Origin of the sequence: Streptomyces sp. A3M-1-3 (assembly GCF_024213665.1) — a bacterium.
Taxonomy (GTDB): Bacteria; Actinomycetota; Actinomycetes; order Streptomycetales; family Streptomycetaceae; genus Streptomyces.
Window position 1 is genome coordinate 124,444 of record NZ_JANAVP010000011.1, and the last position, 24,790, is coordinate 149,233.

24 protein-coding genes are annotated in these 24,790 nt (G+C 71.4%); 8 read left to right on the top strand and 16 right to left on the bottom strand.

Going from position 1 to position 24,790, the window contains the following annotated elements; genetic code table 11:
* Positions 1-38: 38 nt before the first annotated feature.
* The gene (locus NLX86_RS15080; protein ID WP_254372197.1) at positions 39-1,184 is read left to right on the top strand and encodes an acyltransferase; all 1,146 of its coding nucleotides are present in this window, start codon (positions 39-41) and stop codon (positions 1,182-1,184) included.
* Positions 1,185-1,197: 13 nt separating this feature from the next.
* Here NLX86_RS15080 and NLX86_RS15085 read toward each other — a convergent pair whose 3' ends face one another.
* The 11 genes from NLX86_RS15085 to NLX86_RS15135 form a co-directional block, all read right to left on the bottom strand.
* Positions 1,198-2,547: a cytochrome P450 gene (locus NLX86_RS15085; protein ID WP_254372198.1), complete on the bottom strand. Its 1,350-nt coding sequence runs from the start codon at positions 2,545-2,547 to the stop codon at positions 1,198-1,200.
* 31 nt (positions 2,548-2,578) lie between these two features.
* Positions 2,579-3,760: an acyltransferase gene (locus tag NLX86_RS15090; protein WP_254372199.1), complete on the bottom strand. Its 1,182-nt coding sequence runs from the start codon at positions 3,758-3,760 to the stop codon at positions 2,579-2,581.
* Positions 3,761-3,777: 17 nt separating this feature from the next.
* Positions 3,778-4,755, bottom strand: a complete 978-nt coding sequence (locus NLX86_RS15095) for a hypothetical protein (protein WP_254372200.1) — start codon at positions 4,753-4,755, stop codon at positions 3,778-3,780.
* Between the two features lie 43 nt (positions 4,756-4,798).
* Positions 4,799-6,667: a squalene--hopene cyclase gene (gene shc / locus NLX86_RS15100; RefSeq protein ID WP_254372201.1), complete on the bottom strand. Its 1,869-nt coding sequence runs from the start codon at positions 6,665-6,667 to the stop codon at positions 4,799-4,801.
* Between the two features lie 40 nt (positions 6,668-6,707).
* Entirely contained in the window at positions 6,708-7,763 is a 1,056-nt protein-coding gene (locus NLX86_RS15105) for a polyprenyl synthetase family protein (protein ID WP_254372202.1), read from the bottom strand.
* Positions 7,764-7,893: 130 nt separating this feature from the next.
* Complete coding sequence (locus NLX86_RS15110) at positions 7,894-9,141, bottom strand: cytochrome P450 (protein WP_374213886.1); 1,248 nt, start codon at positions 9,139-9,141, stop codon at positions 7,894-7,896.
* Between the two features lie 138 nt (positions 9,142-9,279).
* Entirely contained in the window at positions 9,280-10,113 is an 834-nt protein-coding gene (locus tag NLX86_RS15115; protein ID WP_254372203.1) for a methyltransferase domain-containing protein, read from the bottom strand.
* An 8-nt stretch (positions 10,114-10,121) separates the two neighbouring features.
* Entirely contained in the window at positions 10,122-11,540 is a 1,419-nt protein-coding gene (locus tag NLX86_RS15120; RefSeq protein WP_254372204.1) for a cytochrome P450, read from the bottom strand.
* Between the two features lie 502 nt (positions 11,541-12,042).
* Entirely contained in the window at positions 12,043-13,908 is a 1,866-nt protein-coding gene (locus NLX86_RS15125; protein WP_254372271.1) for an FUSC family protein, read from the bottom strand.
* A gap of 128 nt (positions 13,909-14,036) precedes the next feature.
* The gene (locus NLX86_RS15130; protein ID WP_374213888.1) at positions 14,037-15,059 is read right to left on the bottom strand and encodes an endonuclease/exonuclease/phosphatase family protein; all 1,023 of its coding nucleotides are present in this window, start codon (positions 15,057-15,059) and stop codon (positions 14,037-14,039) included.
* Positions 15,060-15,200: 141 nt separating this feature from the next.
* Positions 15,201-15,875: a TetR/AcrR family transcriptional regulator C-terminal domain-containing protein gene (locus NLX86_RS15135; protein WP_254372205.1), complete on the bottom strand. Its 675-nt coding sequence runs from the start codon at positions 15,873-15,875 to the stop codon at positions 15,201-15,203.
* A 101-nt stretch (positions 15,876-15,976) separates the two neighbouring features.
* Here NLX86_RS15135 and NLX86_RS15140 point away from each other — a divergent pair, with 101 nt between their 5' ends.
* Both NLX86_RS15140 and NLX86_RS15145 read left to right on the top strand, forming a co-directional pair.
* Positions 15,977-16,432, top strand: coding sequence for an ester cyclase (locus NLX86_RS15140; protein WP_254372206.1), 456 nt, complete (start codon positions 15,977-15,979; stop codon positions 16,430-16,432).
* A 14-nt stretch (positions 16,433-16,446) separates the two neighbouring features.
* On the top strand, positions 16,447-17,322 hold the full coding sequence (locus tag NLX86_RS15145) for an MBL fold metallo-hydrolase (RefSeq protein ID WP_254372207.1): 876 nt from the start codon (positions 16,447-16,449) through the stop codon (positions 17,320-17,322).
* Here NLX86_RS15145 and NLX86_RS15150 read toward each other — a convergent pair.
* From NLX86_RS15150 to NLX86_RS15160, 3 genes are all read right to left on the bottom strand, one after another.
* Positions 17,297-17,599, bottom strand: a complete 303-nt coding sequence (locus NLX86_RS15150; protein WP_254372208.1) for a hypothetical protein — start codon at positions 17,597-17,599, stop codon at positions 17,297-17,299. The genes NLX86_RS15145 and NLX86_RS15150 overlap by 26 nt on opposite strands.
* Positions 17,600-17,668: 69 nt before the next feature.
* Positions 17,669-18,106, bottom strand: a complete 438-nt coding sequence (locus tag NLX86_RS15155) for a hypothetical protein (protein WP_254372209.1) — start codon at positions 18,104-18,106, stop codon at positions 17,669-17,671.
* A 71-nt stretch (positions 18,107-18,177) separates the two neighbouring features.
* The gene (locus NLX86_RS15160) at positions 18,178-18,993 is read right to left on the bottom strand and encodes an alpha/beta fold hydrolase (protein ID WP_254372210.1); all 816 of its coding nucleotides are present in this window, start codon (positions 18,991-18,993) and stop codon (positions 18,178-18,180) included.
* Between the two features lie 73 nt (positions 18,994-19,066).
* Between NLX86_RS15160 and NLX86_RS15165 the strand changes: the two genes are divergently transcribed.
* Positions 19,067-20,434: a PLP-dependent aminotransferase family protein gene (locus NLX86_RS15165; RefSeq protein ID WP_254372211.1), complete on the top strand. Its 1,368-nt coding sequence runs from the start codon at positions 19,067-19,069 to the stop codon at positions 20,432-20,434.
* Here NLX86_RS15165 and NLX86_RS15170 read toward each other — a convergent pair.
* On the bottom strand, positions 20,372-21,361 hold the full coding sequence (locus tag NLX86_RS15170) for a hypothetical protein (protein ID WP_254372212.1): 990 nt from the start codon (positions 21,359-21,361) through the stop codon (positions 20,372-20,374). The genes NLX86_RS15165 and NLX86_RS15170 overlap by 63 nt on opposite strands.
* 136 nt (positions 21,362-21,497) lie before the next feature.
* Here NLX86_RS15170 and NLX86_RS15175 point away from each other — a divergent pair, with 136 nt between their 5' ends.
* Positions 21,498-21,887 (top strand): hypothetical protein, encoded by a 390-nt coding sequence (locus NLX86_RS15175; RefSeq protein ID WP_254372213.1) that lies wholly within the window; start codon positions 21,498-21,500, stop codon positions 21,885-21,887.
* A 5-nt stretch (positions 21,888-21,892) separates the two neighbouring features.
* Here the strand turns inward: NLX86_RS15175 and NLX86_RS15180 are convergent, their stop codons facing one another.
* Positions 21,893-22,099, bottom strand: a complete 207-nt coding sequence (locus NLX86_RS15180; protein WP_254372214.1) for a hypothetical protein — start codon at positions 22,097-22,099, stop codon at positions 21,893-21,895.
* A gap of 147 nt (positions 22,100-22,246) precedes the next feature.
* On the opposite strand from NLX86_RS15180, the gene NLX86_RS15185 reads away from it, so the two are divergent.
* From NLX86_RS15185 to NLX86_RS15195, 3 genes are read left to right on the top strand one after another with little or no spacing between them, the layout of a single operon-like run.
* A complete protein-coding gene (locus tag NLX86_RS15185) occupies positions 22,247-22,810 on the top strand; it encodes an NADPH-dependent FMN reductase (protein WP_254372215.1) in 564 nt (187 codons plus the stop codon).
* A 49-nt stretch (positions 22,811-22,859) separates the two neighbouring features.
* A complete protein-coding gene (locus tag NLX86_RS15190) occupies positions 22,860-23,861 on the top strand; it encodes an ATP-binding cassette domain-containing protein (RefSeq protein WP_254372216.1) in 1,002 nt (333 codons plus the stop codon).
* Positions 23,858-24,712 (top strand): ABC transporter permease, encoded by an 855-nt coding sequence (locus tag NLX86_RS15195; protein ID WP_254372217.1) that lies wholly within the window; start codon positions 23,858-23,860, stop codon positions 24,710-24,712. Before NLX86_RS15190 ends, NLX86_RS15195 begins: the two co-directional genes overlap by 4 nt.
* Positions 24,713-24,790: the final 78 nt, after the last annotated feature.

A 24,790-nucleotide genomic window follows, 5' to 3' on the forward strand; every position in this document is an offset into this window, starting at 1 on the left:
AGATGCCCATGCAGGACAGGAACCTCACACTGCCCTCCTTGACCGGACTGCGATGGGCGCTGGCCTTCGTCGCCCTGCTGGCCCACGCGGTCGTGGCGCCGGACCTCTTCACCGGCACGTTGAGGACATTGGCGTACGCCACGCTGCCCCCCGGAACGGCGGCGATGAGCGGTTTCTTCGTCCTGTCGGGGTTCCTCCTGGCCTGGACGTACCGCCCCGGCCACGGTGCCCGTGCCTTCTGGCGCCGCCGCTTCTGGAAGATCTTCCCGAACCATGCCCTGTGTCTGGGGATCGTCGTGGCGATCTACTTGTTCGTCACCCCGCAACCCCTGCCCGACCTTGTCGGGGAGAACTCCCTGCGCGCAGCTGTCCTGCAACTGTTCCTCGTGCAGAACTGGGTCCCGGACTGGGGAGTGATCGGAAGCTTCAACATCCCCACGTGGTCGCTGTCGTGCGAGGCGTTCTTCTACGTGGTGTTCCCACTGCTGGCCCTCGCTGTCCGGAAGTGCCCGGACAGCAGGCTCTCGCACGCGTGGTGGGCGCTGGCCATCGCCACGGTCGTCCTGCCCTGGATTCCCGTCGCCGTTCACGGCCTTGCACACGGCGACCCCCTGAGGCTCGACGACAACAGCCTGTGGTTCAGCTACTTCCTGCCCCCGGTGCGGCTCCCGGAGTTCGCCCTGGGCGTCGTGACCGCCAGGCTCGTCCAGACCGGCCGCTGGCCCCGGCTGTCCCGGACGGTGATCGCCGTTCCGCTGGCCGTCTCGGCCGCACTGATGCCCGTACTGCCTCTCCAGTGCCTGTTCGGAGGCACCTTCACCGTGCCGGTCACCCTGGTGGTCGCGGCAGTGGCGCTGGCTGACATCGACGGCCGTACGGGCCGGCTGGCCCGCCCTGTTCCGATGGCGCTGGGGGAGTCGTCCTACGCGCTGTATCTCGTCCAGGCGCCGGTTCTGATGATCGGCCTGTATCTGCTCGACCTGGACCGGCCTGTGCCCGTGGGGGAGTCGGTGCTGCTGATCGTTGCCTACATGGTGATCTGCGTACTGCTCGGCCTGGTGGTCTTCCGGTTCTTCGAGGCACCGCTCGTAAGCCGCTTCTCGGTGCCGCGGCGGCGTCGGACACACGTGGGCGTGCCGTCGACGCTCGTGCCGGATCCCATCGCCGCCGAAGAGGCGCGGTGAGTTACGGATCCCGTCAGCTGCGCGGCCGGAGCAGCAGCCGGACCCGTTCGCACGGGTTCATGGTCCACGTGAAGCGCGGTGTGACGGCGTTCAGCACGGTCACGTCGTAGCGGTTCATCATGGTCGCCAGGACGAGCGTGGCCTCCTGGGTGAAGAACGACTGCCCGACGCAGCTGTGTGCACCGTCACCGAACGGGAGGTAGGCCAGCGGGTGACGGGCCCGGATCGCCTGCCGGGTGAAGCGCTCGGGGGCGAACTCAAGCGGCCGCTCCCAGAACTGGGGCAGGCGGTGGGTCAGGAACGGGGACAGCGCCAGCGTGGTACCGGCCCGGACGGGCGTCCCGTCGATGACGTCGTCGCCGATCGCGGTGCGTCCCAGCATCCACGCCATTGGGTACAGCCGCATCACCTCGGAGATGACCATCTGGGTGTAGGTGAGCTGCCGGACGTGCTCGCGCCGCGGCGGGCCCCCGGCCAGCACCCGTTCCGTCTCCCGCCGCACCTCCGCGGCGGCCTCGGGATGGCGGCCGAGCAGGAGCCACACCCAGTTCAGGGTGGCTGCGCTGGTCTCCGAGCCGGCGAAGAACAGTGCGATGACGTCGTGCGTGATGTGATCGGCCGACAGCGGACGGCCGTCCGCGTGGGTGCCGTTGAGCATCCTGGTCATCAGGTCGGCACCGTTACGCGGCTGGGTGCGCGCGTGCTCGATCACCGGGCGCAGGATCTCGAACACGGTGTTTCTGCCCCGGTGGAAGGAGCGGTCGCCCGGCATCGGCACCGCCAGGGGCACGAACGGTACGGCCATCCGCCGCATCGCCCCTCTGAGCGCCGTGGAGACCGCCGCGCCGAGCCGGTCGCACTGCGACTGCGGGATGCGTGAGCCGAAGAACACCGGGTTGATGACCCTGTGGACGATGCGCTGCATCTCCACCAACGAGTCCACCGGACCCTCGTGCAGCGCGCGCCGGCCCAGGTCCTCCACCGCGTCCGTCATCGCGGTGAGCATCTGGTCGCCCATCTCCTGCAGGCAGCGCGCCGACAGTCCCGACTGGATGATGTCGCGGCTGACCCGCCACGGGTCGCCCTCGCCCGTGATGCCGTTGCCGGTCAGCCGACGCAGCGCCTTCCACAGCGCCGTTCCCCGCGTGTAGTTGCCGCTGTTGCGGCGCAGGATGTGGTCGAGATGGTCGGGATGCGACACCACCAGGGGCCGGAACGGGCCCAGGCGCAGTTGCCCGATGCCTCCCTGCGACTCCGCCTGGACCTGGTTCAGAGCGCCGAGCAGTCCACCCGTGCACAGCCCGCGCACCGTCCTCCCCACGGGAATGGTGTGACAATCGGCGGGCGCGGAGAACGACGACATCGGGCGTCCTTCCTTGGTCGACTGCGGTGGGTCATGCGTCTGTCGGACTCTGTGCGCTCAACGGCTTCTGGCTGCGGGCAGGTTCGGCAGCTGCCGGGGACGTCGCGCGCGCCGGCGCGGAACGGCTGTAGCGGAGCAGCAGTGGCTTCTCGAAATACCAGTAGACCGGCAGCGTCAGCAGCGGCATCACGGCCATGCAGGTCATCGTGAGGGCGAACGCCCACGTCCCGCCGACCGGCCCGATCCAGTGCGCTGCGATCAACAGGAGGGGGAGGTGGATGATGTACAGCGCGTAGGAGGCCTCGCCCAGGAGAACGGCCTTCGGCCCGGCCAGCATCCCGGCGGTGCCCTTGATGTCGCTGCGGGCGACGGCGGCGATCAGGGCAGCAGAGTGCATGGCGAACACCGGCCCCAGCGCGTAATGGGGAGGGAGGAATGGCAACAGCGCGCACATCAGGAGCGGCAGCCCCAAAGTCACGCTTCTCGGAATCGCACGCGGCCATTGGCCGGTCTGGAGCAGGCGAGCCGTGGCCATGCCGAGGACGAACTCCAGCGACCGGGTGAGCGGGAACACGAAACAGGCCCACAGAGTGACGTAGTTGACACCCAGCGATTCCGTCAGCGGCGGTCCCGGGATCAGCGACACCGGCAGCGGAAGAACGACAATGATCCCTGCGACGATCAGCCAGGTGCGCTTCAGGCCGCGGCCGGACAGCCGGTGGAGCGCGGCGAACAGCACAGGGAACAGGACGTAGAAGAAGACCTCGCAGGTGACCGTCCAGATCGCCGGGTTGGGGCCGCCGTCGTGCCGGGCCGGCCACCATCCCGACACCAGCAGCAGGCACCAGATATCGGTCGGTGTGATCTCCTGGCCGCCCGCGCTGAACGGCGGCCGGACTCCCGTCAGCAGGATGAACACCATGCCGATCGTCCAGGCCAGGACATGGTTCGGCATGATCTTCCAGGCGCGCCGCCGCCAGAAGGAGGTGGCACTGTGCCCGATACGGGCCGACCAGGTGAGCACGAAGCCGGACAGCACGAAGAAACACGTCACGCCGATCCGGCCCACCAGCAGCACGACCTGGATGGCCGTGGAATTGAGGGCCGGTCCCGCGTAGAAGACGTACAGTGCGTGGCAAAGCAGCGTGGTGAGGCCCAGCACGCAGCGCAGTCCGGTCAGGGACGGGAGGCGGGCCGGGCGTTCGTTGCTCATCGTGCTCCCGGTCTGCGTCAGCGGTAACGGTCGGCGGCGATGGTGGTGTGCCAGTGCGCGATGTGTCCCATGAGCCCGCAGACCAGCTCCCCGTAGTCCGCCATCTCTCGGTCCCCGTCGGCGTGCGACCGGGCTGTCAGCCGTTGTGCGTCCGCCGTCTGCGCGTCGCACATCTCGGCCACGATCGCCAGACTCACCCCCGCGGTGCAGTTCCGGTCCCGCATGACGATCGACGGCAGCGTGAGTTCCGCGTCCCCGGCCCTGCTCTCCCGCTCGTAGGACCTGAGGTCGTTCAGCCACGCCAGCAGGTTGCAGGCCGCCTCGTTCAGCTCTGCCGCCTGCGGATCCCGGTACTGCCGGGCGGAGAACCGGAAATCCTCCAGCGGACCGAGCAAGGCGATCAGCGCCCAGCCGCCCACCAGGTGGCGCCGCGCGACGACATACTCCGCCAGGGCGGGGCGGAGCCCGTTCGCCAACGTGTTGACGTGCCAGTTCTGCGTCATGACGAACGAGTTGAGCGCCTGCCTCACCCGATGGCCGTGCTCGGGTGGCAGCAGGTCGTCGGAGCGGTGCAGGATGTCGACCAGCGCGGCGGCGAATCCGGTGCCGGACTCGGCGCCGGAGGTGCCGTGGAGCAGTTCGGAGAGCTGCAGCATGAGTGCGGTGAAGTCCCGGTCCCGCACCTCGCGGCCGTCCACCAGGACGTCCCCGAAGGCCGTGATCCAGGTGAAGACGTCGCTCGCCAGCTCCTGGATCTCCGGCTTCGCCCGGGGGAACAGCATGACGAACGCGGCTCCCACGTGGATGCCTTCGATCTGCTCGCGGATCCTCGCATCCGGTGCAAGCTCGTGGCGGTGCAGCCAGTCGAGGGCCTGCCGTTGTGCCGCGACGGCTCGGTCGGAGGGGGTCCACTGCTGTGGCGCGGTGTCCGCCAGGACGGAAGGCAGCGGGCTCGGCTCGCCGGACGAGCGGATGCCTCGGCTCGGATTCTTCATGGTCGCCTTCTCACCTGGTAGGGGGCAGTGCGGAGGTGCGGTCTCACCGGTGCGCGGCTGCCACTTCCGGGTCGGCCAAGGTCCGGCGGTAGGCGTCCAGGGCGAGGAGGGGGAAGACGCGCGGGTAGGAGCCGTAGCGGATCGGCGCGTCCCAGGGGAACCCCGTGCCGGTGTACGGCGTTTCCCGCCACAGGCCTGACGGTTCCTGGTGGTTCAGCAGCCAGTCGACTCCGGCGGCGAGACGCCGGCCGCGCTCACCGGTGGCGATCAGCGCATGCAGCACCCACGCCGTCTGGGACGCGGTGGTCTCCCCGCGGCCGCTCCACTCGCCGTAGCGGTAGGAGCGCTGGTCCTCGCCCCAGCCGCCGTCGTCGTTCTGCCGTGAGTAGAGCCAGTTCACGGCGTTGCGAACGGCGGCATGGCCACGGTCCGTGCCCGCCGTGGCCAGCGCGCACAGGGCCGCCGTCGTGCCGTACAGGTAGTTGCATCCCCACTGGCCGAACCAGGAGCCGTCCGGTTCCTGGCGGCGCAGGAGCCAGCGCACTCCGCGGCGAACCGCTGGCGCGTGTTCCGGGCCCGCCTGCGCCAAGGCCTCCACGACATGGGCCGTGACGTCCGCGGTGGGTGGATCGGTCACCGCCCGCCCGTCGTGCAGGGGCAGCCGCAGGACCCGGCGTACCCGGGCGTCGGCGTCGAACGCGGCCCAGCCGCCGTCGCGCCACTCCATACCCGCCAGCCACCGACGCCCGCGCTCCACGGCGGCGCGCAGAAGGGGATCGTTCCCCGCCGGGCCGTCCTGGAACGCGCACAGCACGATGGCCGTGTCGTCGGTGTCGGGGCTGATCCGGTTGGCACTCTGGAAGGACCAGCCGCCGGGCGGCAGGCCGGGGCGGTGCGCACCCCAGTCCCCGCGATCGCGGGTCTGCAGTCCGAGGAGCCAGCCGCGGGCCTTCCGCAGGGCGGGATGGTCGTGTTCGACGCCCGCCGCGCGCAGGGCCATCAGGCTCAGCGCGGTGTCCCACACCGGTCCGCGCGAGAACTGCACCCTGCTGAGCCCCTCTCCACGGGGCCGGACGAACCCGGTGACTCCCTCGGCGGCGCGCCGCACCGCCTCCTCGCCGGGCCCGCCCAGCAGGTGGAGGGCGATCATGGCGTAGACGGTCGCCGAGTGAGTGCCGTTCCAGCCGCCGTCGCTCTGCTGCCGCTCCCGCAGCCATGCGCCGGCGCGCGCGAGGGCGCGGGCGCGCAGCGGGGAGGGCGGGGCGCTTGCGCGAAGACGCGCCGCCGTGGCCCGCGGGCCGTGCTGCACCGGGGGATGCGGGCCGCAGATCTCGCTGAAGTCGATGTCCGTTGGCCGGACCGGGCGCAACGTCGTGATGACCGAGAGCGGCACGACGAGATAGCGGGCCCAGTCGGCGAAGTCGTCCAGACAGAGGGGCCCCCGCGAGGGCAGCAGCACGATTTCAGGGGGTAGCGCCTTCACCTCGCTCCACGGCCCGAGCCCGAACAGAGCCAGCCACAGCCGGGTGGAGGTGCGGCAGGCGGCCGGGCCTCCGAGCTGATGGATGCGCTCGGCCGCCGCCCGCATGCGCGGCAGCCCGGGCGGTTCGCCCTCCATCCGCAGCGCCAGGTAGGCCATCACCGTCGTCGACACGTCGTCCGGTCCGCCCGCGAAATTGGGCCAGCCGCCCGTGGCGGTCTGCTCCCCGCGAATCCAGGCCAGGACGGCCTCGCCCTGCGCGGCCTGCCCGAGGCCGAGGAACCGGTGTGCCAGCAGGTGGTGGGCGTCCACACTGACCTTGTTGTCGAGATCGCCCTCCCAACACCCTTCCGGTGACTGTTCGGACAGCAGGGCCGCCACCGCCACGTCCAAGGACGCGGAGATCCGCGCTGCGCGTTCCGTGTCGGACACGGCATCCATCTCTCTCGTAGTGGTGCGTCCACACCGCCGGTCAGGTGCGTCGGCCCATGGTCCTGATCAGGCCGCCGAGGGCGACGAGGCGCGCAGCGGTGTCCGGGTCGTATCCGGTGTCCTGCAGCAGCGACTGTGCCTGACGGATGTGGCGTTCGGCCTCCGCGAGGGCCCAAGCCCGGCCGCCGGCCGCCTCCACCAGGTCGGCGACACGGAGCAGTTGCTCGAGGCACAGCGTGCGGTCGCTCGCGTACAGCGCGGCCAGTTCGGCGCTGGGCCGGCCCTCACCGGCCAGGGCGAACGCGACGGGCAGCGACTTCTTGCCGGCGGCCAGGTCGGAGGTCGGCTTGCCGGTCACGGCGGGATTGCCCCAGATGCCCTGCAGGTCGTCCATCAGCTGGAAGGCCTCGCCCAGGTGCCGGCCGAAGCCGCGCAACCCTTCGACCTGGTCGTCCGTGGCGCCTCCGGCGATGGCCCCCAGAGCGCAGGAGGCCGCGATCAGGGCCGCGGTCTTGGCGGCGGCCATCTCCTGGGCGTCGGCGAGGGCGGTGCCGTCCTGGCCCGCCATCAGCACGTCGGCGTGCTCGCCCTCGATCAGCCGCTGTACGGCGGCGGTGAGGACCGTCACGCCCCGGCCGGCCAGCGCCGGCGATTCGGCCAGCACCTGGATGGCCAGGAAGAACAGCGCGTCGCCGGCCAGGATGGCGGTGGGGACCCCGAACATGCGCCACACCGCGGGCCGCCCACGGCGCGTACGGTCGCCGTCGATGATGTCGTCGTGGATCAGGGAGGCGTTGTGCGCCAACTCCACCGCGATCGCGGCGGGCAACGCCTGTGCCGGATCGCCGCGCACCGCCTGGCACGCCAGCAGCACCAGTGCCGGGCGGAAGGCCTTGCCGCCGTCGTCGTTCGCCGGGGCGCCGTGACGGTCGTGCGTACCCAGGTGATAGCCCACGACGCGTCCCATGTCCGGCTGTAGCCCTGCCACCGCCTCGCGCAGGGCAGGTGTGATGAGAGCGCGTGTACGGGCGAGTATCGCCCTGCCGTCCGCCGGATCCTCGTTGCCGAGGCTTTGGGATGTCACCTGAGTCTTCACCACGTCCTCCTCCGGCCTGGCGTGCGGCCACATCCTCCGCTACGCAGCGCAATCAGTCATTACTCTACGTACTGAAGGTGGTTATGGACGCTGCCACGCCGTTCGCTCTGGCGAGTCTGCGGGGGCGGCGCTACGAGGTGCGGCGGGTCGCGCGCATCCGCAGGTTCCCGGGGCCCGGCACGATGGTCAGGGTGGGGCGGATCGGCGGGCCGGGGACGTGCTCCAGTCGCCAGTGCGCGAGAACGGTGGCCAGGACGAGCGTCGCCTGGATGGTGCCGAACTCGTCTCCGATGCACTTGCGTGCACCGCCGCCGAAGGGGATGTAGGAGTGCCGCGGAGGCTGCGGACGCGCTGGGTCCCAGCGGTCGGGGTCGAAGCGGTCCGGATGGTCGTAGACACCGCTCTGGTGGTGGATCACGTACGGCGCGTAGACCACGGTGGTGCCCGCGGGCAGGAGATGGCGGCCGAGGGCGGTGTCGCTGGTGACGCTCCGCGCGCACAGCCAGGGCAGGGGGTAGAGCCGGAGCGTCTCGGCGATGACCCGGCCGGTCAGCTCCAGCCTGTCGAGGGCGTCGATGCCGAGCGGAGCGGTGGCGAGCGCGGCGTCGATCTCGGCGTGCACCCGGGCCTGCACGGCGGGGTGGCGGGCCAGCAGGTGCAGGGCCCAGGACACCGTGACGGCGCTCGTCTCGGTGCCGGCGACGAAGAAGGTGACGACCTGGTCGCCGATTTCGGTGTCGGTCAGGCCACGGCCGGCGCCGCTGCCCTCCGGGTCCCGGGCGGCCAGCAGTGCGGACAGCAGGTCGCCGCGGTCGATGCCCTCCCGCCGGCGCTCGACGATCAGCGCGTGCAGGGTCCGGTGAATGCGCGCGCTGACCCGGCGGAAGCGGCGGTTGCGGGGGGTGGGAAGCCGTGCGAGCCACGGCGGGGTCACCGTGGCCCGGTAGATCCCGGCCATGATCGTGTCGAGGTCCGCCAGGGACAGGGCCCGGGACGCGGTCAGCGTGCCGGCGAACAGCGTGGCCGACAGCGACCTCATGGTGATGTCCTTCATCTCCCCGGGGATGTCCACCACTTGGCCCTCCCGCCACCCGCGACACACGGCGTCGGCCTGTTCGGCCATCGTCGCCGCGTATCCGGGCATACGGGAGCGGTGAAAGGCGGGCTGGATCAGCCGCCGCTGCCGACGGTGCCGGCTGTGCGGACACGTAGCCAGTCCGTCCCCTAGCGCCGCCCGGCCGTCGCGCTCGAACAGCCCGCCCGCCTTGTCGAAGGTGCGGTCGTCCGTCAGTACCCGGGCGACGAGTTCCGGATCGCACACCATGACCGCGCGCAGCGGCCCGAGCCGGATCTGGACCAGGTCTCCATGGTCGGGCACGGAGGCCAGAAAACCCATGGGGTTGCGCAGCAGGGCCCAAGTGTGCCCCAGGACCGGGAAGCTCCCAGGCGCTTCGGGGAGATTGCACGTGCTGATCACGTTCGTTCGTGTCTCTCAATCTGGGAAGCGTGGCGAGCGTCAGGGGCGACGCGCGGTGATGAGTGCGTAGTGCACTCCCGGATGAAGGCCGATGATCCCGTTCAGCTCCACATACCGATGGAGCTGCCCGCGCGTCTCCTCATCGAGGTCGAACTCGTCGGCGATGTTCTGCATCGCGTCCGCGATCAGCCGGTGGCTGCGGCGGACGTTGCCGGTGATGTCGTCCAGCCCGGTCACCTCCAGACCGGCCGCGGCCAAGTGCTGCTGGTACTCGCCCGCCCCGGGCAGCGGCGGGAGCCGGAAGGCCCGGAAGACGGGATTCATGACGTCGGTCTCCGGCGGAGAGAAGCCGCGGTCCTGGTAGAAGTCGAGCACCACCAGACGCGCTCCCGGGGACAGTGTCCGGGCGATCTCCGCCACGGCTCCGGCACGGTCGGCCATGTGCAGCAGCGACTCGATGGCGTAGGCGCCGTCGAACCGGCCGTCCGGAAAGGGCAGCTCCATGGCGTCGGCGAGCTGGAACGAGGCCCGGCCCGCGCCCGGTCCCGCCCCGGGGCGTGCCTGCGCCAGCCGGACCTGATGCGCGCTGACGGTGATGCCGGTGACGTGGACCCGGTGCCGGCCGGCGATCCGGACGGCGGACCGGCCGCTGCCGCAGCCCACGTCCAGCACCTCGGTGCCCGGCGCGGGGGCGAGTAGGTCGGCGACCGTGTCGGTGATCCGGTCGGTGGCCTGCGTGGCGGTGGCGTCGTCCTGGTCATCGGTCCAGAAGCCGAGATGCAGGTTGTCGCCCAGGTGACGGGTGAACAGATCGTTGAACCGGTCGTACATCGCGCCGACATCGGTCGGACCGGGAACCTGGGGCGCCGTCATGGCAGCGGTCACCGCCTTCGCGGAACGGGTCCCCGCGGGGACGAGGTCGGTTGGAACGGTGCACGGCCCGGCCGGGCCGTCACGCGCAGGCGCAGCCCGCGGGGCCGCAGTTCGATGCCCGGGTACGCCGTCACGGGCTGGCCGGCGACGGGATGCAGGTGCCACCGAGCGGTGAGGGTGGCCAGCGCCAGGACCGCTTCCCTGAGGGCGAATTGGTCGCCGATGCATTTGCGGGTCCCGCCGCCGAAGGGGAGATACGTGTGGCGCGGGGGCTGCGGTCGGCGGGAGTCGTCCCACCGATCTGGATCGAATCGCTGGGGGTTCTCGTACAGGTCGCCGCGGTGATGGATGGCGTAGGGACTGTAGAAGACGGTGGTTCCGGCAGGCAGCCGGTGGCAGCCCAGGACGGTGTCGACGGCGACGACGCGGGGGACCAGCCATGCCGGGGGGAAAAGCCGCAGCGTCTCGGTCACGATCCGGCCCGTCAGCGGCAGTTCGGGCAGGTGGTTCAGGAGCGCCGGACCGCCTGACAGGACATCGTCGACCTCGGTGTGCAGGCGGCGCTGAATGTCGGGATGCTGCGCCAGCAGGTGCAGCGCCCAGGCCAGCGTGGCGGCGGTGGTGTCGGTTCCCGCGCCGAGCAGCGCCATGGCCTGATCACCGATCTCGGCCTCGGTGAAGCCGCTGTGGGGTGGGCGGCGCGTGGTCTCCCGGTCGGTGCCGCCGCCGGACGCCAGCAGCGCCGACAGCAGGTCGCCGTGATCGGTGCCGTCGGCACGGCGTCCGGAGATGATGACGGCAAGGTCGCCGCGCAGCCGGTCGGCCGCCCGGACGATCATGCGCTTGCGTAGGCCGGGCAGCCACGCCAGCCAGTTCGGCACGATGCCGTGCAGGAACGAGCCGCCGAAGATGGTGCTCAGGTCGGCGATCGCCCGACGCTGGACCGGCAGTGGCATTTCGTCGGCGAACATCGTCTCCATGAGCGTGCTCATGGTGATCCGCTGTATTTCGGCGAGCACGTCCACCACCTGGCCACCGTGCCAGTCGCCGGCGACGGCAGAAGCGCGTCGCGACATGACACGGCCGTAGGCCGGGAACCGGTCGCGGGCGAAGGCCGGCTGCACCAGATGGCGCTGGCGCCGGTGCTGTCCGTGCACGCAGGTGGCGAGATTGGGTCCGGCCAGCTCGCGCGCCAGCCCGAAGAACGGACCGCCCTTGTCGAAGATGTGATCGCTGCGCAGCATCTCCCTGGTCAGCTCCGGATCACAGACCACGACCCCACGCAGCGGACCGAGCCGGACGCCGACCAGGTCGCCGTGGGCGGGCAGCGTGCGGAGGAATTCCAGTACGCCCCGCAGCAGCTGGGGAGCGTGCCCGACCAAGGGCAGACCGCCGGGGGCCTGCGGCACCGTGTTCGCCTTCGTCATGATCACTCTCCGGACATGTGCGGACGGGCCGGCCCTCGCACACCGCAAGGCTCCCGCCGTGCGTTACCTTACATAGGACGTCGCAATGAGTGACGAAGAGTCACCGAACGTGTCGAAGGTTGATGAGGAAAGTCCGGACGTCTTGGGTACCGCCCGTACGGTCTCCGCGTGGACGTGTCGGCCGAGGCGCCGGAGCGCGTCCGCGCCGTGGCGTCGGGTGCCGTGTTCTGGGGAGCAGTGGCGGCCTGTGGCTCGGGGCGCGATCTGTCCGGGGTGGGCCCGACCGCCCGAGCAGCTGATGTGCCTGGCCCCGCTCCCCGGGGCCGCCCGACGTACATCCGCAGTCGCGGGACGCGGCTCGCTGTCAAGGGTGCAGCGAAGCGGAATCGCGCAGCGACGCGACGCAGAAGCGCCCTTTACAGGGAGTCGGGGCACGCCAGACTCTCAAGCCGGGCGGCCCCGGGTTACGCCGAACCACGCGCACCCGCTCCCGTCACCCCCCTCAGCGGCGCGGGGATGCGATGGCTCGGGCTGCTGTTACTTCCTGGGCCAGCGGGGTCAGTACGCTGTGCTGGTTTGTCGCCGGGGCGGTGCGGACCTCCACCAGCGTGTCGCTGCTGCGCAGGTTCGCCGCCAACTCCCTTAGCTGGCCCGTGATTCCGTCGACCTCCGCCGGGGCCGGGCCGTCCGCACCGTGGTCCACCCGGACTCGCGCCGCCGTCGTCGCGTCGACGATCCGCTCGACCGCGACGACCAGTGGCCACCACGCGGCGGCCCGCGCCCCCATGGGCGGGGGTTCGGTCAGTGCCCGCTGGAACTCGGACCGTACGACCGACAGATCGCGATAGATCCGGCGGCGCGCCCGCACCCGCGCCGCCTGGTCCTCCGCGACCTCCGTCGCGAACGCCTGCTCGACATAGCGCGCCGCATCGTCGACCGCGTCCGCCAGCCGGTCCCCGATCCGCGTGTGCCAGCTCTCGGGCCACAGCAGATAGCCCGCGACCAGCGCGATCGCGCAGCCGATGAGGCTGTCCACCAGGCGCGGCAGCAGTAGACCCGTGCCCTCCCGGTTCAGGAGGTCGGAGAGCAGCAGGATCACCGGCGTGATGGCCGCGGTCTGGAACGCGTACCCCTTCGTCGAGAACGCCGGGATCAGCGCCGCCAGCACCACCATCACCGGCACGTCCCACCAGCCGCGCGGCACCTCCGCGAGCACCGCCGTTGCGACGACCAGACCCGCCGCCGTGCCGAGGGCGCGCAGTACGGCCCGCGAGAAGACCGACCCGAAGTCCGGCTTGAGGACGAACGTGACCGTGAGCGCCACCCAGTACGAGCGCGGCACGGCCACCAGCGAGACCAGGGACTGCGCCAGGCCGATGCACAGCGCGAGCCGCAGCCCGTAGCGCCAGGACGCCCCGGACAACAAGACGCCCCGCGCCCCTCGCCGCAGCCGTACGCCAAGCGCCGCCGGCCGGCCGAGTCGGTCGTCCGCGTAGAGAGAGTCCGGTTCGCTCTCGTGTACGACCGCCGCCGCGTGCCGCAGCGCGGCGTCGACCGCCCGTTCCGAAGGGGTCCGGGGCGTGGGCAGCTCCCACTCCACCGTCCCTGTGCGGCCCTCCTCGACGGCATCGGCCAGGTCCCGTACGGCGGACGGGATCGGGTCGGGCAGCGGCCGGCCGCGCAGCCGGGCGGCCAGATGGGCGGCGGGCGCCGCCTCGACGAGCGGGATGACCACGTTGAGCTGGGCCAGCAGCCGTACCAGCGCCGCACTGCGGCCGTGGTTGCGCATGCGCCGGGCGAGGATCAGGTCGTACGCCTGGTTGAGCGACTGGGTGACGTCCTGGCGGCGGTCGTCGTACTCCTCCGTACCCGCGGCCTCCAGCAACGCGGCGAGCGACCGGTATGTGGCCGCGACCGCGGCCCGCTCCGGCACCCCGCCGCGCACCGGCCACCCCAGCAGGGTCAGCAGCAGCACGAACATCCCGCCGAGAAACAGCAGGACCGGGGCCTTCCACCACGGCTCCGGCATCGGCAGGCCCGCTCCGACGACGGCGTTGAGCAGGAGCACCAGCCCGGATACGGACGCGACCGCGCCGATCGACGAGATCATGCCGGAGACGAGCGCGACCAGGGTGAGCACGGCGACCGCGAGCCAGCCCTCGCCATACACGAGGGTGCCGAGCGTGACGCCGATCGCGCCGAAGGTCTGCGGCACGGCGATGTTGAGGATCCGCATCCGGTACGCGTCGGCGGTGTCGCCGATGACCCCGGACAGCGCCCCCATCGAGACAAGCGCCCCGTACACCGGCCGGCCGGTGGCCAGGCCGACTGCCAGGGGCGCGGACAGGGCGACACCGGCGCGGGCCATGGCCGCCCACCGGAGGGAGGCGGGCTGCGGACGCAGGCCCTTCAGCAGCCACTCCGGCGGAGCCAGCGGAACCAGGGGCCCCTTGTCCGGCCCTTTGCCCGGCCCCTTGTCCGGCCCCTTGTCCCTGCTCACGGGCGGCCGTTCCTGCCCATGTCGTACAGGTCCACTTCCACCAGCAGAGTCCGGTGGTCGGTGTTCGCGAGGTCCAGGAAGCGTGCCGACCGGGCCCGGAAGTCGCCGCTGACCAGCACATGGTCGATCTGCGTCCCCGGCATCAGGGCGCTGTCCGCCGGCCAGGACGGCGTACGGGACCGGCCGGCGAGGCGGGCACTGTCGTGCAGGCCGCCCGCGTCGAGGAGGGCGCGGAAGGCGGCGTGGTCCTGGGAGGCGTTGAAGTCGCCCGCGAGGAGGGCGGGCCGGCCCTTCACTCCGGCGGCGTAGCTGCGCAGCGCGCCGAGTTCGCTTCGCCACATGGCCACTCCGCCGGGGATCGGCGGCAGCGGATGGGCGAGCTGGAGGTGTACGGACCGGCCGCCGATCTCCGCCACCGCACCCGGCATCGCGAGGACACCGGGCACGCCGGCCGCGGCGCGCAGCGGGTGGACGCTGAGGATCGCGGAGCCCTCCGCGCCGCCCGCCTCGACCACCTCTCGGTACGGGTAGTCCTTGCGCGGGATGCGGGATTCGAGCGCGCCCGAGCACGTGTAGTCGCACTCCTGGACGAAGACGAGGTCGGGCTTCTCGCGCCGGACGGTGTCCACCAACCCCTCGGCCGCGCCGCCGAATTCGACGTTCGCGGTCAGGACGCGCAGGTGGGCGACGACCCGACCGTGCGCCTCGGTCGCGTCCGCGCCGTACGGGCGTACGAACCAGCCGATGGCGGCGAGCGCGACGAGCGCCCAGACCAGGCCGGTGCGCCGGCGGGCCGCGGCGGCGAGCAGCAGCCCGAGCCCGGCCGGGGCGAACAGCCAGGGGAGGAAGGCGAGGAGCTGCGGCACGGGCGTGACGCCGTCCGCGTCCGCCGCGCGGAAACCGATGAGCACGCTGACTCCGGCCAGGAGCACCGCGGCGGACCGGGCGGCGATCCGCTGCCACGCGGGCGGGGGAGGCGAGGGCGCCGCCACCTCGGGGGCATCGGTCACGCCGCTCACGCCGGTCGCATCGGTCAGATCGGTCGGATCGGTCACGTCCCGCGCGTCGCCGTCCGCGTTCACCACACTGTCCGCGCTGTCCACTGGAGCAGGCCTCTCGTTCGCCGATGCCCGACTTCCGATTCTCCCGCAGCCACGAGCTCAGGCCTGCCGGGGCGCGTACTCCTGTAGCGCGCTGATCAGCATCTCCACGCCGAACGTGAACTCCGCCTCGAAGTCGACCGCCGCCAGGACCGGCGCGACCCGCTCCACCGCCGGGAAACCGCAGCCGGCCAGGCGGGCCGTGCGCTTGCCCACCGCGGCCTCCTCCGTCCCGCTGAAGGTGGGCGAGGCGTTCGCCTCGCGCAGCAGCGAGCCGATCTGGTACGCGATGAACGTCCGCAGCGCGTGCACGGCCGTCGCCTCGTCGAACCCGCGGTCCAGCAGGATCGACAGGACCGTGTCGATCGGCGCCAGCACGGTGGGGGAGGACAGCTGGCGGGAGAGGACCAGCTCGCAGGCGCGCGGATGGCGCAGCGAGGACCGCCGCATGTTGTGCGCGACCGTCCGTACGCCGTCCTCCCAGCTGCCCTCGAAGCGCAGCGGGAAGTTCAGCTCCATGGTGATGTACTCCGTGACGCCGTCCAGGATGTCCGCCTTGCCGCGCACATGGTTGTAGAGCGACATGGCCTGAACATCGAGGTCAGCGCCGATGCGGCGCATGCTGACCGCGTCCACGCCCTCGTCGTCGATGATCCGCAGCGCGGCGGCGACGATCCGCTCCCGGTTCAACGGCGGTCGCGCCGCGGCCACTTGGGTGTGCGAGCCGGTGGACATGACTGCTCCTCAGGTCGGGCGGACCCATTGACGTACTTACAGCGTAAGTGCTTCGCTCAGATCGCCAACTTACGGTGTAAGCAGGGAAGAGGACACGGTAGATGCGCGCGAGCCCCGCCCACCTCCGCAGGACTGGAGAAGCCCGTGAGGCGCTGGTGTACGAACACATGGGGACCGAGAACCGGCACCAGTTCGACACCACGCTGAGCACCTTCGGGCATCCCCGGTACGAAATCATCGCCACCGGGCAGGTCTTCGACGGCGCGGAGGAAGTCGCCGCGTACTACAGAAGCTCGCGCACGGCCTTCCCCGACCAGCGCAACAAGGTCGTCTCGCTGCGGCACGCCGAGGACGCCGTCTTCGTGGAGTTCGATCTGATGGGCACGCATCTCGGCGAGTTGTACGGGTTACCGCCCACCGGCCGCGAGTTCACCTGCCGGATGGTCGCCCTGTTCCTCTTCGAGGGCGAACAACTGGTCTGCGAGCGCATCTACTTCGACTCCGCGACCATCCTCTCCCAGCTCGGGCTCGTACCTGGGCCACCGCTCTCCACGTGACGACGGAGGCACAGATGTCTGTGCATGCCACTCCCCCTTTCCCTCCCTCTCCCCCTCCACGCTGGGCCGAGGCGTTCCCGTCGGTCGACCCCCGGCGGACCGCCCGCACCGTCCACCACCTCGACTGCGCGTCCCTCTGCCCGCCGGGCAGCGCACCGCTCGTCGGCCACTGTCTGCTCGTCGAGGCCGGCAGCGGACTCGTCCTCGTCGACACGGGCCTCGGGGCGGCGGACGTCTCCGACCCGAGCCGTCTCGGCCGGCTCTTCCGGGCCACCATGCGGCCCCGGCTGGATCTGTCCCGTACAGCAGTGCACCAGATCCGGAACCTGGGGTACAACCCGCGCGACGTACGAGACATCGTTGTCACGCATCTCGACCTCGACCACGCCGGCGGCCTGGCCGACTTCCCCGAGGCGCGAGTGCACGTCATGGCGGACGAGTACCGTGCGGCGATGCGCCGCGAGAGCCGCCTCGAGGCCGGGCGCTACGTCCCGGTGCACTGGGAGCACGGCCCGCAGTGGGTCATCCACGACACCGCGGACTCCGACTGGCTGGGCTTCCGCGCGTCCCGCGTCCTGAAGGCCCCGGACATCCTGCTCGTCCCGCTCCCCGGCCACACCCGGGGTCACTGCGGGGTCGCCGTACAGCAGCCGGACCGCTGGCTGCTGCACGCGGGCGACGCGTACTTCTTCCACGGCGAGGTGGACCTGCGCCGCCCCCGCTGCCCGCGCCCCACGGCGCTGCACCAGCGCCTGGTCGCGGTGGACCACGAGTCGCGGCTGACGCAGCTGGAACGCCTGCGCGAACTGCGGCGCGCGCAGCCGCGCCTGGTGCGGATGTTCTCCTCGCACGACGCGTACGAGTTCAGCCGCCTGACGGGCACCGGATGAACCCCCGGTCGCGCGGCCCGCTGGCCCGCAGGACCGTGTCGAGTTCGTACGGCAGCCCGGTCAGCCAGGCGTCCGCCGGCTCCAGCAGGGCGAGGCCGAGCCGGTCCGCGAGCCGGTCCGCCGCCGGCGGCCCGCCGTACCAGTGCAGGGAACGGGCCGGGTCCGCGGCCGGTGGTGGGGCGGGGAGTACGTCGATCCCCCGCCACGTGGCCGCCTCGCCGAGCAGGACGGCGGTGCTGGTCCGGGGCAGGGGAAGGAGAAGTGCCGGGCGGGTCATGCCACTGACGCCGGCCGGGCCGCCCGGGGCAGCTGACGCCGGCGGGGCGTCCGGGCGGGGGCGACGGGGTTATCTGGTGCGGGTGGCGCGGTTGAAGTCCGCCGTGTCCGTGGCCAGGGCCCAGATGACGAAGGCGCTGATGCCCATCGAGAACACCGCCCACACAGGCTGGTACGGCAGGAACATGAACTGGAGCACGATGTTCAGGGCCGCCAGGGCGATGCCCGTGAGCCGGGCCCACTCGGCGCCCTTGAGGATGCCCCAGCCGGTGAAGGCCGCCACGATGCCGACGATCAGGTGGATCCAGCCCCAGGCGGTCAGGTCGAAGGAGAAGACGTAGTCGCCGATGCGTGTGTAGACGTCGTCCTCGGCGATGCCTGCGATGCCCTCGATGATGCTCATCAGTCCGGTCACCAGCAGCAGGACGCCGGCGAACAGCGTGCCGCCCGCCGCCCAGCCGCCACCGGTCTTCGGCTTCGGCGTAGTGGGCGCTGTGTTCTGGGTCATGGGTGGCCTCCTGGTTATGGGTCTGACTACCTCCCCATAGTGGGCATAACGGGGCAATGTGGATGGTCTGGTTAGGCCGTTCGAGCGACCCCGAGGTGCTCCAGGTAGGCGCGCAGGGCCGCGTTGAAGTCCGCCGGGCGCTCCAGATTCGGCATGTGGGCCGCGGACTCGATGACCCGGAGCGTCGAGTCCGGGAGCGTCGCGTGCATCGCCTCGGCGTCCGCGACCGGGGTGTACGCGTCGTCGTGGCCCACCACGACCAGCGCCGGGACCGTGACCCGGGTGAGGAGGTCCCGGTAGTCGGGGCGTTCGGCGCGGCCGCGGAGCGCGGCCGCCGCGCCCTCCGGGTCGGTGCCGCACATCATGCGGTGCACATGGGCGGCGGTGTCCGGGTCGGCGTCCGGCGCGACCATCTTGTACAGCACCTCATCGGCGTACCCCCGCATCCCCTCGCGCAGCAGCCGGTCGGCCATCGCCTTGCGCTCGGCCTTGCCGTCCTCGCTCTCGGCGGCCGGGAAGGTGTCGGCCAGGATCAGTCCGCTGATGCGCTCGGGGAACAGCCGGTAGCACTCCATGACGATCTGGCCGCCCATGGAAAGCCCGCCGAGTACGAACCGCTCGACCCCGAGATGGTCCAGCAGTGCCGCGATGTCCGAGGCGAAGGCGGACAGCGGCGTCACGCCGGGTTCGACGGCCGATGTGCCGTAGCCGCGCAGGTCGGGGGCGATGACGCGGTGGGTGTCCCCGAAGGCGGCGAGCTGCGGGGTCCACATCGTGCGGTCGAAGGGGTGGCCGTGGACGAGGACCAGCGGGTCGCCGTTACGGGCGTCCCCGCGGCCGGTGTCGTCATAGCCGAGGGCGCGGGATCCGATGAGTGCGGAGGGCATGCCAGGAGGCTAGGCGCGGTCAACTTCTCGGTGCAATAGGATCTTTGCTCTCGGTGCAATGAGGAGGAACGGCGTGGAGGAGTACCGGAGGGTCGCCGACGAGGTCGCCGCGGACATCGCCTCCGGCCGGCTGCGGCCCGGCGACCGGCTGCCCACGCAGCGCGCGTTCGCGCGCAGCCGACGCATCGCCAACTCCACCGCGATCCGGGTGTACGGAGAGCTGGTGCGCCGGGGCCTGGTGGTCGGCGAGGTGGGGCGCGGCACGTTCGTCCGCGCGGCTCCCCCGCTGCCCGGCCCCGCCCTCGCGGAGGCGACCGGCGCGGCGCAGGTCAACCTGGAGCTCAACTACCCGGTGGCGGAGGGCCAGTCGGAACTGATGGCCCGTGGCCTGGAACCGGTCCTGCGCGCGGACGTGTTCACCGGGGCGACCCGGCCCGCCGCCGCGGCCGGCACCCCCGAAGCGCGGAGTGCGGCGGCCTGGCTGCTGGCCAGGGGCGGCTGGCAGCCGGACGCGGACCGCGTACTGTTCGCGGGCAACGGCCGCCAGGCCATCGCCGCAGCGGTCGCCTCGCTGGTACCTCCGGGCGGCCGGCTGGGCGTGGAAGCGTTGACGTATCCGCTGGTCAAGGCGATCGCCGAGCGGCTGGGCGTGAGCCTGGTGCCGATCGCCGCCGACAGCGAGGGGCTGCGCCCGGACGCGCTCGCCGCCGCCCACCGCCGTGCGCCGCTCGGCGCCGTGTACGTCCAGCCGACGCTGCACAATCCGCTCTCCGTGACGGCCGGGGAGGGGCGGCGGGCGGAGCTGGCCGCGGTGCTGGACGACGAGGCTCTGTACGCGGTCGAGGACACCACCTGGGCCTTTCTGGCCCCGGACGCGCCGCCTCCGCTCGCCGCGTACGCGCCCGGCCGCACGGTCCTGGTGGACAGCCTGTCCAAGCGGCTCGCCCCCGGGCTGACCGTCGGCTTTCTCGTCACCCCCGACGGGCACGCGGGCGAGCACGCCGACGGGCACGCCGACGGGCACGCCGACGGGCAAGCCGATGCGCTCGCGCGGGCGCTGCGTTCCGGGGCCTGGACCGCCGGGCGGTTCAACCTGGAGGCCGCCACCCGCTGGATCGCCGACGGCACCGTCGCCGCCGTGGTCGAGGCCAAGCGGAAGGACGCGGCCGCCCGGCACGCGCTGGTGCGGGAACACCTCGCCGGCTTCCGGGTGCGTACCGACGAGCGGGCGTACTACTGCTGGTGGGAGCTGCCCGCGCCGTGGCGCGCCGAGACCTTCGTCGCCGCGGCGGCCGGGCGGGGGATCGCCGTCACCCCCGGCTCCGCCTTCGCGGTCGGCGCGCACACCGCCCCGGACGCCGTCAGGATCGGGCTCGCCTCACCGCTCGTGCAGACCCTCGCGTACGCGCTCAGGACGCTCGCCGGGATCGCCCGGCGGTAGCGCGCCTTCGCGATGCGCTGCGGGATGCGCTCCCGTACGCGTTTCGGTACGTTCCGGCACCGGGCCCCCGGGTCGCCCCGTTCGCAGCCGCCCGCCGAGCCACGCGCCGAGCGCCACCGCCAGGCCCAGGACGAGGATCACCCAGGCCGTCGTACGCAGGAAGCCGGTCAGCGCGTCGTACACCGCGCCGGCCGCCGGGCGGTCCACGTCCGGCGGCAGGTCGTCGAGCGAGAGCCGGCGGCCGACGACGACGCCGGCCCACAGCAGGGCCGCGCCCAGCGCGAGGCCCAGCCCGGTGGCGGCCGGCGCACGGCGCCGGCGGGCCGCGACGGCGAGGGCGCCGACCGCGAACAGCAGGGTGAGGACGGGCAGCCAGACTCCGGCGATCTGCAGCACGTGGAAGCCTTTCCGGAATTCGTCGAACTGGTCGGACTCCAGGACGGTGATCTCGGCGTGCTCCACGGGAATCCGGTCCGCGAACGGCACGGCGTTCGCGGCCAGTTCCCGCTTGACCTGCTCGATGACGGGAGCCAGGTCGATGGTCACCGTATTGCCGGCGCCGCCGCTCAGCACCTGCTCGACGGCGGGGTGGGCGGCGCGGTTGGCCGCGTTCCACGCGGTCCTGAAGGCGTCGGTGCCGACGAAGGACCGTACGGCCTCGCCCAGATACCTCTCGACGCCGGACCGGAGCGGGTGTGCGCCGATCTCCTTCGCGATCCTCTCCTTCACGATCGGCTCGTTCAGGATCGTGACGGTGACGCGCTCGGCGACGGCGTGCTGTACGGCGGGGTCGGAGGCCAGAGGAGCCATGGTCTGGACATAGCGGCCGGTGTCGCCGACCTCCCGATCGGCCCAGACGGCGAGAGCGCTCAGCGGCACCAGGACGGCCACGAGAACGCTCAGTACCGCTGACAGGAGGCTGCGCACATCTCCAGGGAATGCCGGGGCCGGGCCGGGCGCGAGTGTTGGTGGTGCACGCGGGTGGCGGGCGGCTTGCCCCGAGCGCACCATGAGACCGGGGGTGGAGCCGGATGACATGGGTCCGGACGAGAGGAGTTCCGTCATGGCACATGCCGCACCCACACCGGGGACTTACCAGCTGGGCGGGTTGAAGACGAGTGCCTGGGTCGGTCCGCTGCTCTTCGGGGCCCTTTACGGCATCTGGGCGGCCTTCATCGGACGCCAGGCCGGGCCCATCACGGGCTACAACGTCCTGCTCGGCTTCGTGTCCGGCGTGCTCTTCGCCGGGATCCTGTTCCTGCTCAACCGGATGGGGCCCGGCGTGCTGCCGGAGCTGCGCGGGGTCGCGTACGGAACGTTCGCGGCGATCGCGATGGGCTTCATGTTCAGCCTCACCGGGGAGACGGTCCTGATGTCCAGCGGGGTCGGGGTGGCGGTGGGCGCGGCGGTGGGGGTCATCGCGTTCTACCGCTTCCACCAGCACGAACCCTGAGCCGCCTACTCGCCCAGTCGACCGGACTTACTGGGCGGCCGGATCCAGGGGGCGTCCGGACCCTTTTCCGCGCCGGTCGCGTACGCCTCGGTGAAGGCCGCCCCGCCCAGGGCGGCCTTCACCGCTGCCCCGATCCGGTCGACGTCACCCCGCTCGGCCGGGGGCAGCGGTGCGCCCGCCGTCTGCCGGGCCGTGGCCGCAGCGCCCAGCACATCTCCGTACCGCAGGACTGACCCGACCTGACCTGACCTGCACAGATGCACCATGTCGCGCGGCCGCTAGACGGGATCTAGCGGCCGCGCCGCCGTTTCTCGCGCCCAGAGGGTGACCGCACACCGCGAACCCCGAGGAGGCGCCCGATGACCGACACCCGTGCTGCGGCCGCGGCTCCGCTGCGCGTCGCGGTGATCATCGGCAGCACCCGCGAGGGCCGCGTCGGCGACAGCGTCGGACGGTGGTTCACCGAGCAGGCCCGCAAGCGGGACGACCTCGACCTCGCCGTCATCGACCTCGCGGAGTTCGACTTCCCGGAGCGCTATCCGCAAGAGGCGACCGCGCCGATGGCGCGCTTCGCGGCGGAGGTCGAGGAGGCGGAGGCCTTTGTCGTGGTCACCCCCGAGTACAACCGGAGCTTCCCCGCCTCCCTGAAGCAGGCCATCGACTACGCCTACGACGAATGGCAGGCCAAGCCGGTCGGCTTCGTCAGTTACGGCTACGGCTCGCAGGGCCTGTACGCCGTCGAACAACTCCGATGTGTCTTCACCGAATTGCACACCGTGACGATGCGCAACGGTGTCAGTCTCAATCTGCTGGAAGAGACCGTCGAGGACCGCGGCCGGGCGGTCACCTCGCTGCTCGACCAGCTGGGCTGGTGGGGCCTCGCGCTGCGCGAGGCCCGCGCCGTACGCCCGTACATCTCGTAGCAGGCATCTCGTAGAAGCCCTCAGGAGGGGCCCAGAAGGAGCGGAAGAAATGACCACTGACCTCGCAATCGAGACGGCCGGCCTGGTGAAGGTCTTCGGTGAGAACCGGGCCGTGGACGGCGTCGACCTCGCCGTCCCCACCGGCACGGTCTACGGAGTCCTCGGTCCCAACGGGGCCGGCAAGACCACCACCGTCAAGATGCTCGCCACCCTGCTGCGGCCGGACGGCGGTGAGGCGCGTGTGTTCGGCAAGGACGTGATCAAGGATCCCGACGCGGTACGCAGCAGGGTGAGCCTCACCGGGCAGTACGCCTCGGTCGACGAGGACCTGACCGGTTCGGAGAACCTGATCCTGCTGGCGCGGCTGCTCGGACACTCCAAGCCGGCGGCCCGCGACCGGTCCGCCCAGCTCCTGGAGGCGTTCGGACTCACGGAGGCCGCCGGACGCCAGGTGAAGAACTACTCGGGCGGTATGCGGCGCCGGATCGACATCGCCGCGTCCATCCTCAACACCCCTGACCTGCTCTTCCTGGACGAGCCGACCACGGGACTCGACCCGCGCAGCCGCAACCAGGTGTGGGACATCGTGCGGGCGGTCGTCGCCCAGGGCACGACCGTCATGCTCACCACGCAGTACCTGGACGAGGCCGACCACCTGGCGTCCCGCATCGCGGTGATCGACCACGGGAAGGTCATCGCCGAGGGCACCAAGGGCGAGCTCAAGGCGTCGGTCGGCTCGGGCGCCGTACACCTGCGGCTGCGTGACGCCGCGCAGCGCGCCGACGCCGAACAGGTCCTGGCGGCCGCGCTGAACGCCGTCGTCCAGCTCGACCCGGACCCGCTCGCCCTGACCGCGCGGGTCAACGGGCACGGCACGGAGCAGGGTGCGGCGGAACAGGCCGCACGGGCGCTGGCCGAACTGGCCCGTTCCGGAATCACCGTCGACAACTTCTCGCTGGGGCAGCCCAGCCTGGACGAGGTCTTCCTCGCCCTCACCGACAAGTCCGGCCGCGCACAGGCGTCGGCCGACACGAAGGAGGCAGTGGCATGAGCACGGTAGCCACCAAGGAACTGGACGACGTTGCTCTTGCCGCGCCCCGGGCGGAGGACCTGGCGGCCCTGCTGGTGAGCAAGGACCGGCCGGCGCGGCCGAATGCGCTGTCGACCTCGCTGACATTCGGCTGGCGGGCCGTACTGAAGATCAAGCACGTGCCGGAACAGCTCTTCGATGTCACCGCTTTCCCGATCATGATGGTGCTGATGTACACGTACCTCTTCGGAGGCGCGATCGCCGGCTCCCCGGAGGCGTACATCCAGGCACTGCTGCCCGGCATTCTGGTGATGAGCATCGTCATGATCACGATGTACACGGGTGTGTCGGTCAACACGGACATCGAGAAGGGCGTCTTCGACCGCTTCCGGACCCTCCCCATCTGGCGGCCCTCGGTGATGGTCGGCTACCTGCTCGGCGACATGCTCCGCTACACGCTCGCCTCTGCGGTGATGCTGACCGTCGGCCTGATCCTGGGCTTCCGCCCGGACGGCGGGGTCATCGGAGTCGTCGCCGGAGTCGCCCTGCTGATCGTCTTCTCGTTCGCCTTCTCGTGGGTCTGGACGATGTTCGGACTGCTGCTGCGCAGCGAGAAGTCGGTGATGGGCGTCAGCATGATGGTGCTGTTCCCGCTGACATTCCTGAGCAACATCTTCGTGGACCCGAAGACGATGCCGGGCTGGCTGCAGGCGTTCGTCAACAACAGCCCGATCACCCATCTGACCACGGCGGTACGTGAGTTGATGGCCGGCAACTGGCCGGGCACCGAACTCGTCTGGTCGTTCGGCTGGGCCGGCCTGCTGGTCCTCGTCTTCGGCCCGGTCACGATGCGGCTGTACAACCGCAAGTGAGCGACTGGCCCGTTCAGGCCGCATCGCCCGCCTCATGAGGAGCCCCCTGCCGGCGGCATTGCTGCCGGCAGGGGGCTT

Excerpts from the sequence above, each read along its gene's own strand:
- NLX86_RS15125 (WP_254372271.1), bottom strand. The coding sequence starts at position 13,908 with ATGGCCCGCGCCGGTGTCGCCCTGTCCGCGCCCCTGGCAGTCGGCCTG.
- NLX86_RS15145 (WP_254372207.1), top strand. The coding sequence starts at position 16,447 with ATGTCTGTGCATGCCACTCCCCCTTTCCCTCCCTCTCCCCCTCCACGC.
- NLX86_RS15190 (WP_254372216.1), top strand. The coding sequence starts at position 22,860 with ATGACCACTGACCTCGCAATCGAGACGGCCGGCCTGGTGAAGGTCTTC.
- NLX86_RS15090 (WP_254372199.1), bottom strand. The coding sequence starts at position 3,760 with ATGAGCAACGAACGCCCGGCCCGCCTCCCGTCCCTGACCGGACTGCGC.
- NLX86_RS15115 (WP_254372203.1), bottom strand. The coding sequence starts at position 10,113 with ATGACGGCGCCCCAGGTTCCCGGTCCGACCGATGTCGGCGCGATGTAC.
- NLX86_RS15155 (WP_254372209.1), bottom strand. The coding sequence starts at position 18,106 with ATGACCCAGAACACAGCGCCCACTACGCCGAAGCCGAAGACCGGTGGC.
- NLX86_RS15160 (WP_254372210.1), bottom strand. The coding sequence starts at position 18,993 with ATGCCCTCCGCACTCATCGGATCCCGCGCCCTCGGCTATGACGACACC.
- NLX86_RS15185 (WP_254372215.1), top strand. The coding sequence starts at position 22,247 with ATGACCGACACCCGTGCTGCGGCCGCGGCTCCGCTGCGCGTCGCGGTG.
- NLX86_RS15140 (WP_254372206.1), top strand. The coding sequence starts at position 15,977 with ATGCGCGCGAGCCCCGCCCACCTCCGCAGGACTGGAGAAGCCCGTGAG.
- NLX86_RS15175 (WP_254372213.1), top strand. The coding sequence starts at position 21,498 with ATGGCACATGCCGCACCCACACCGGGGACTTACCAGCTGGGCGGGTTG.
- NLX86_RS15150 (WP_254372208.1), bottom strand. The coding sequence starts at position 17,599 with ATGACCCGCCCGGCACTTCTCCTTCCCCTGCCCCGGACCAGCACCGCC.
- NLX86_RS15195 (WP_254372217.1), top strand. The coding sequence starts at position 23,858 with ATGAGCACGGTAGCCACCAAGGAACTGGACGACGTTGCTCTTGCCGCG.
- NLX86_RS15095 (WP_254372200.1), bottom strand. The coding sequence starts at position 4,755 with ATGAAGAATCCGAGCCGAGGCATCCGCTCGTCCGGCGAGCCGAGCCCG.
- NLX86_RS15135 (WP_254372205.1), bottom strand. The coding sequence starts at position 15,875 with ATGTCCACCGGCTCGCACACCCAAGTGGCCGCGGCGCGACCGCCGTTG.
- NLX86_RS15085 (WP_254372198.1), bottom strand. The coding sequence starts at position 2,547 with ATGTCGTCGTTCTCCGCGCCCGCCGATTGTCACACCATTCCCGTGGGG.
- NLX86_RS15120 (WP_254372204.1), bottom strand. The coding sequence starts at position 11,540 with ATGACGAAGGCGAACACGGTGCCGCAGGCCCCCGGCGGTCTGCCCTTG.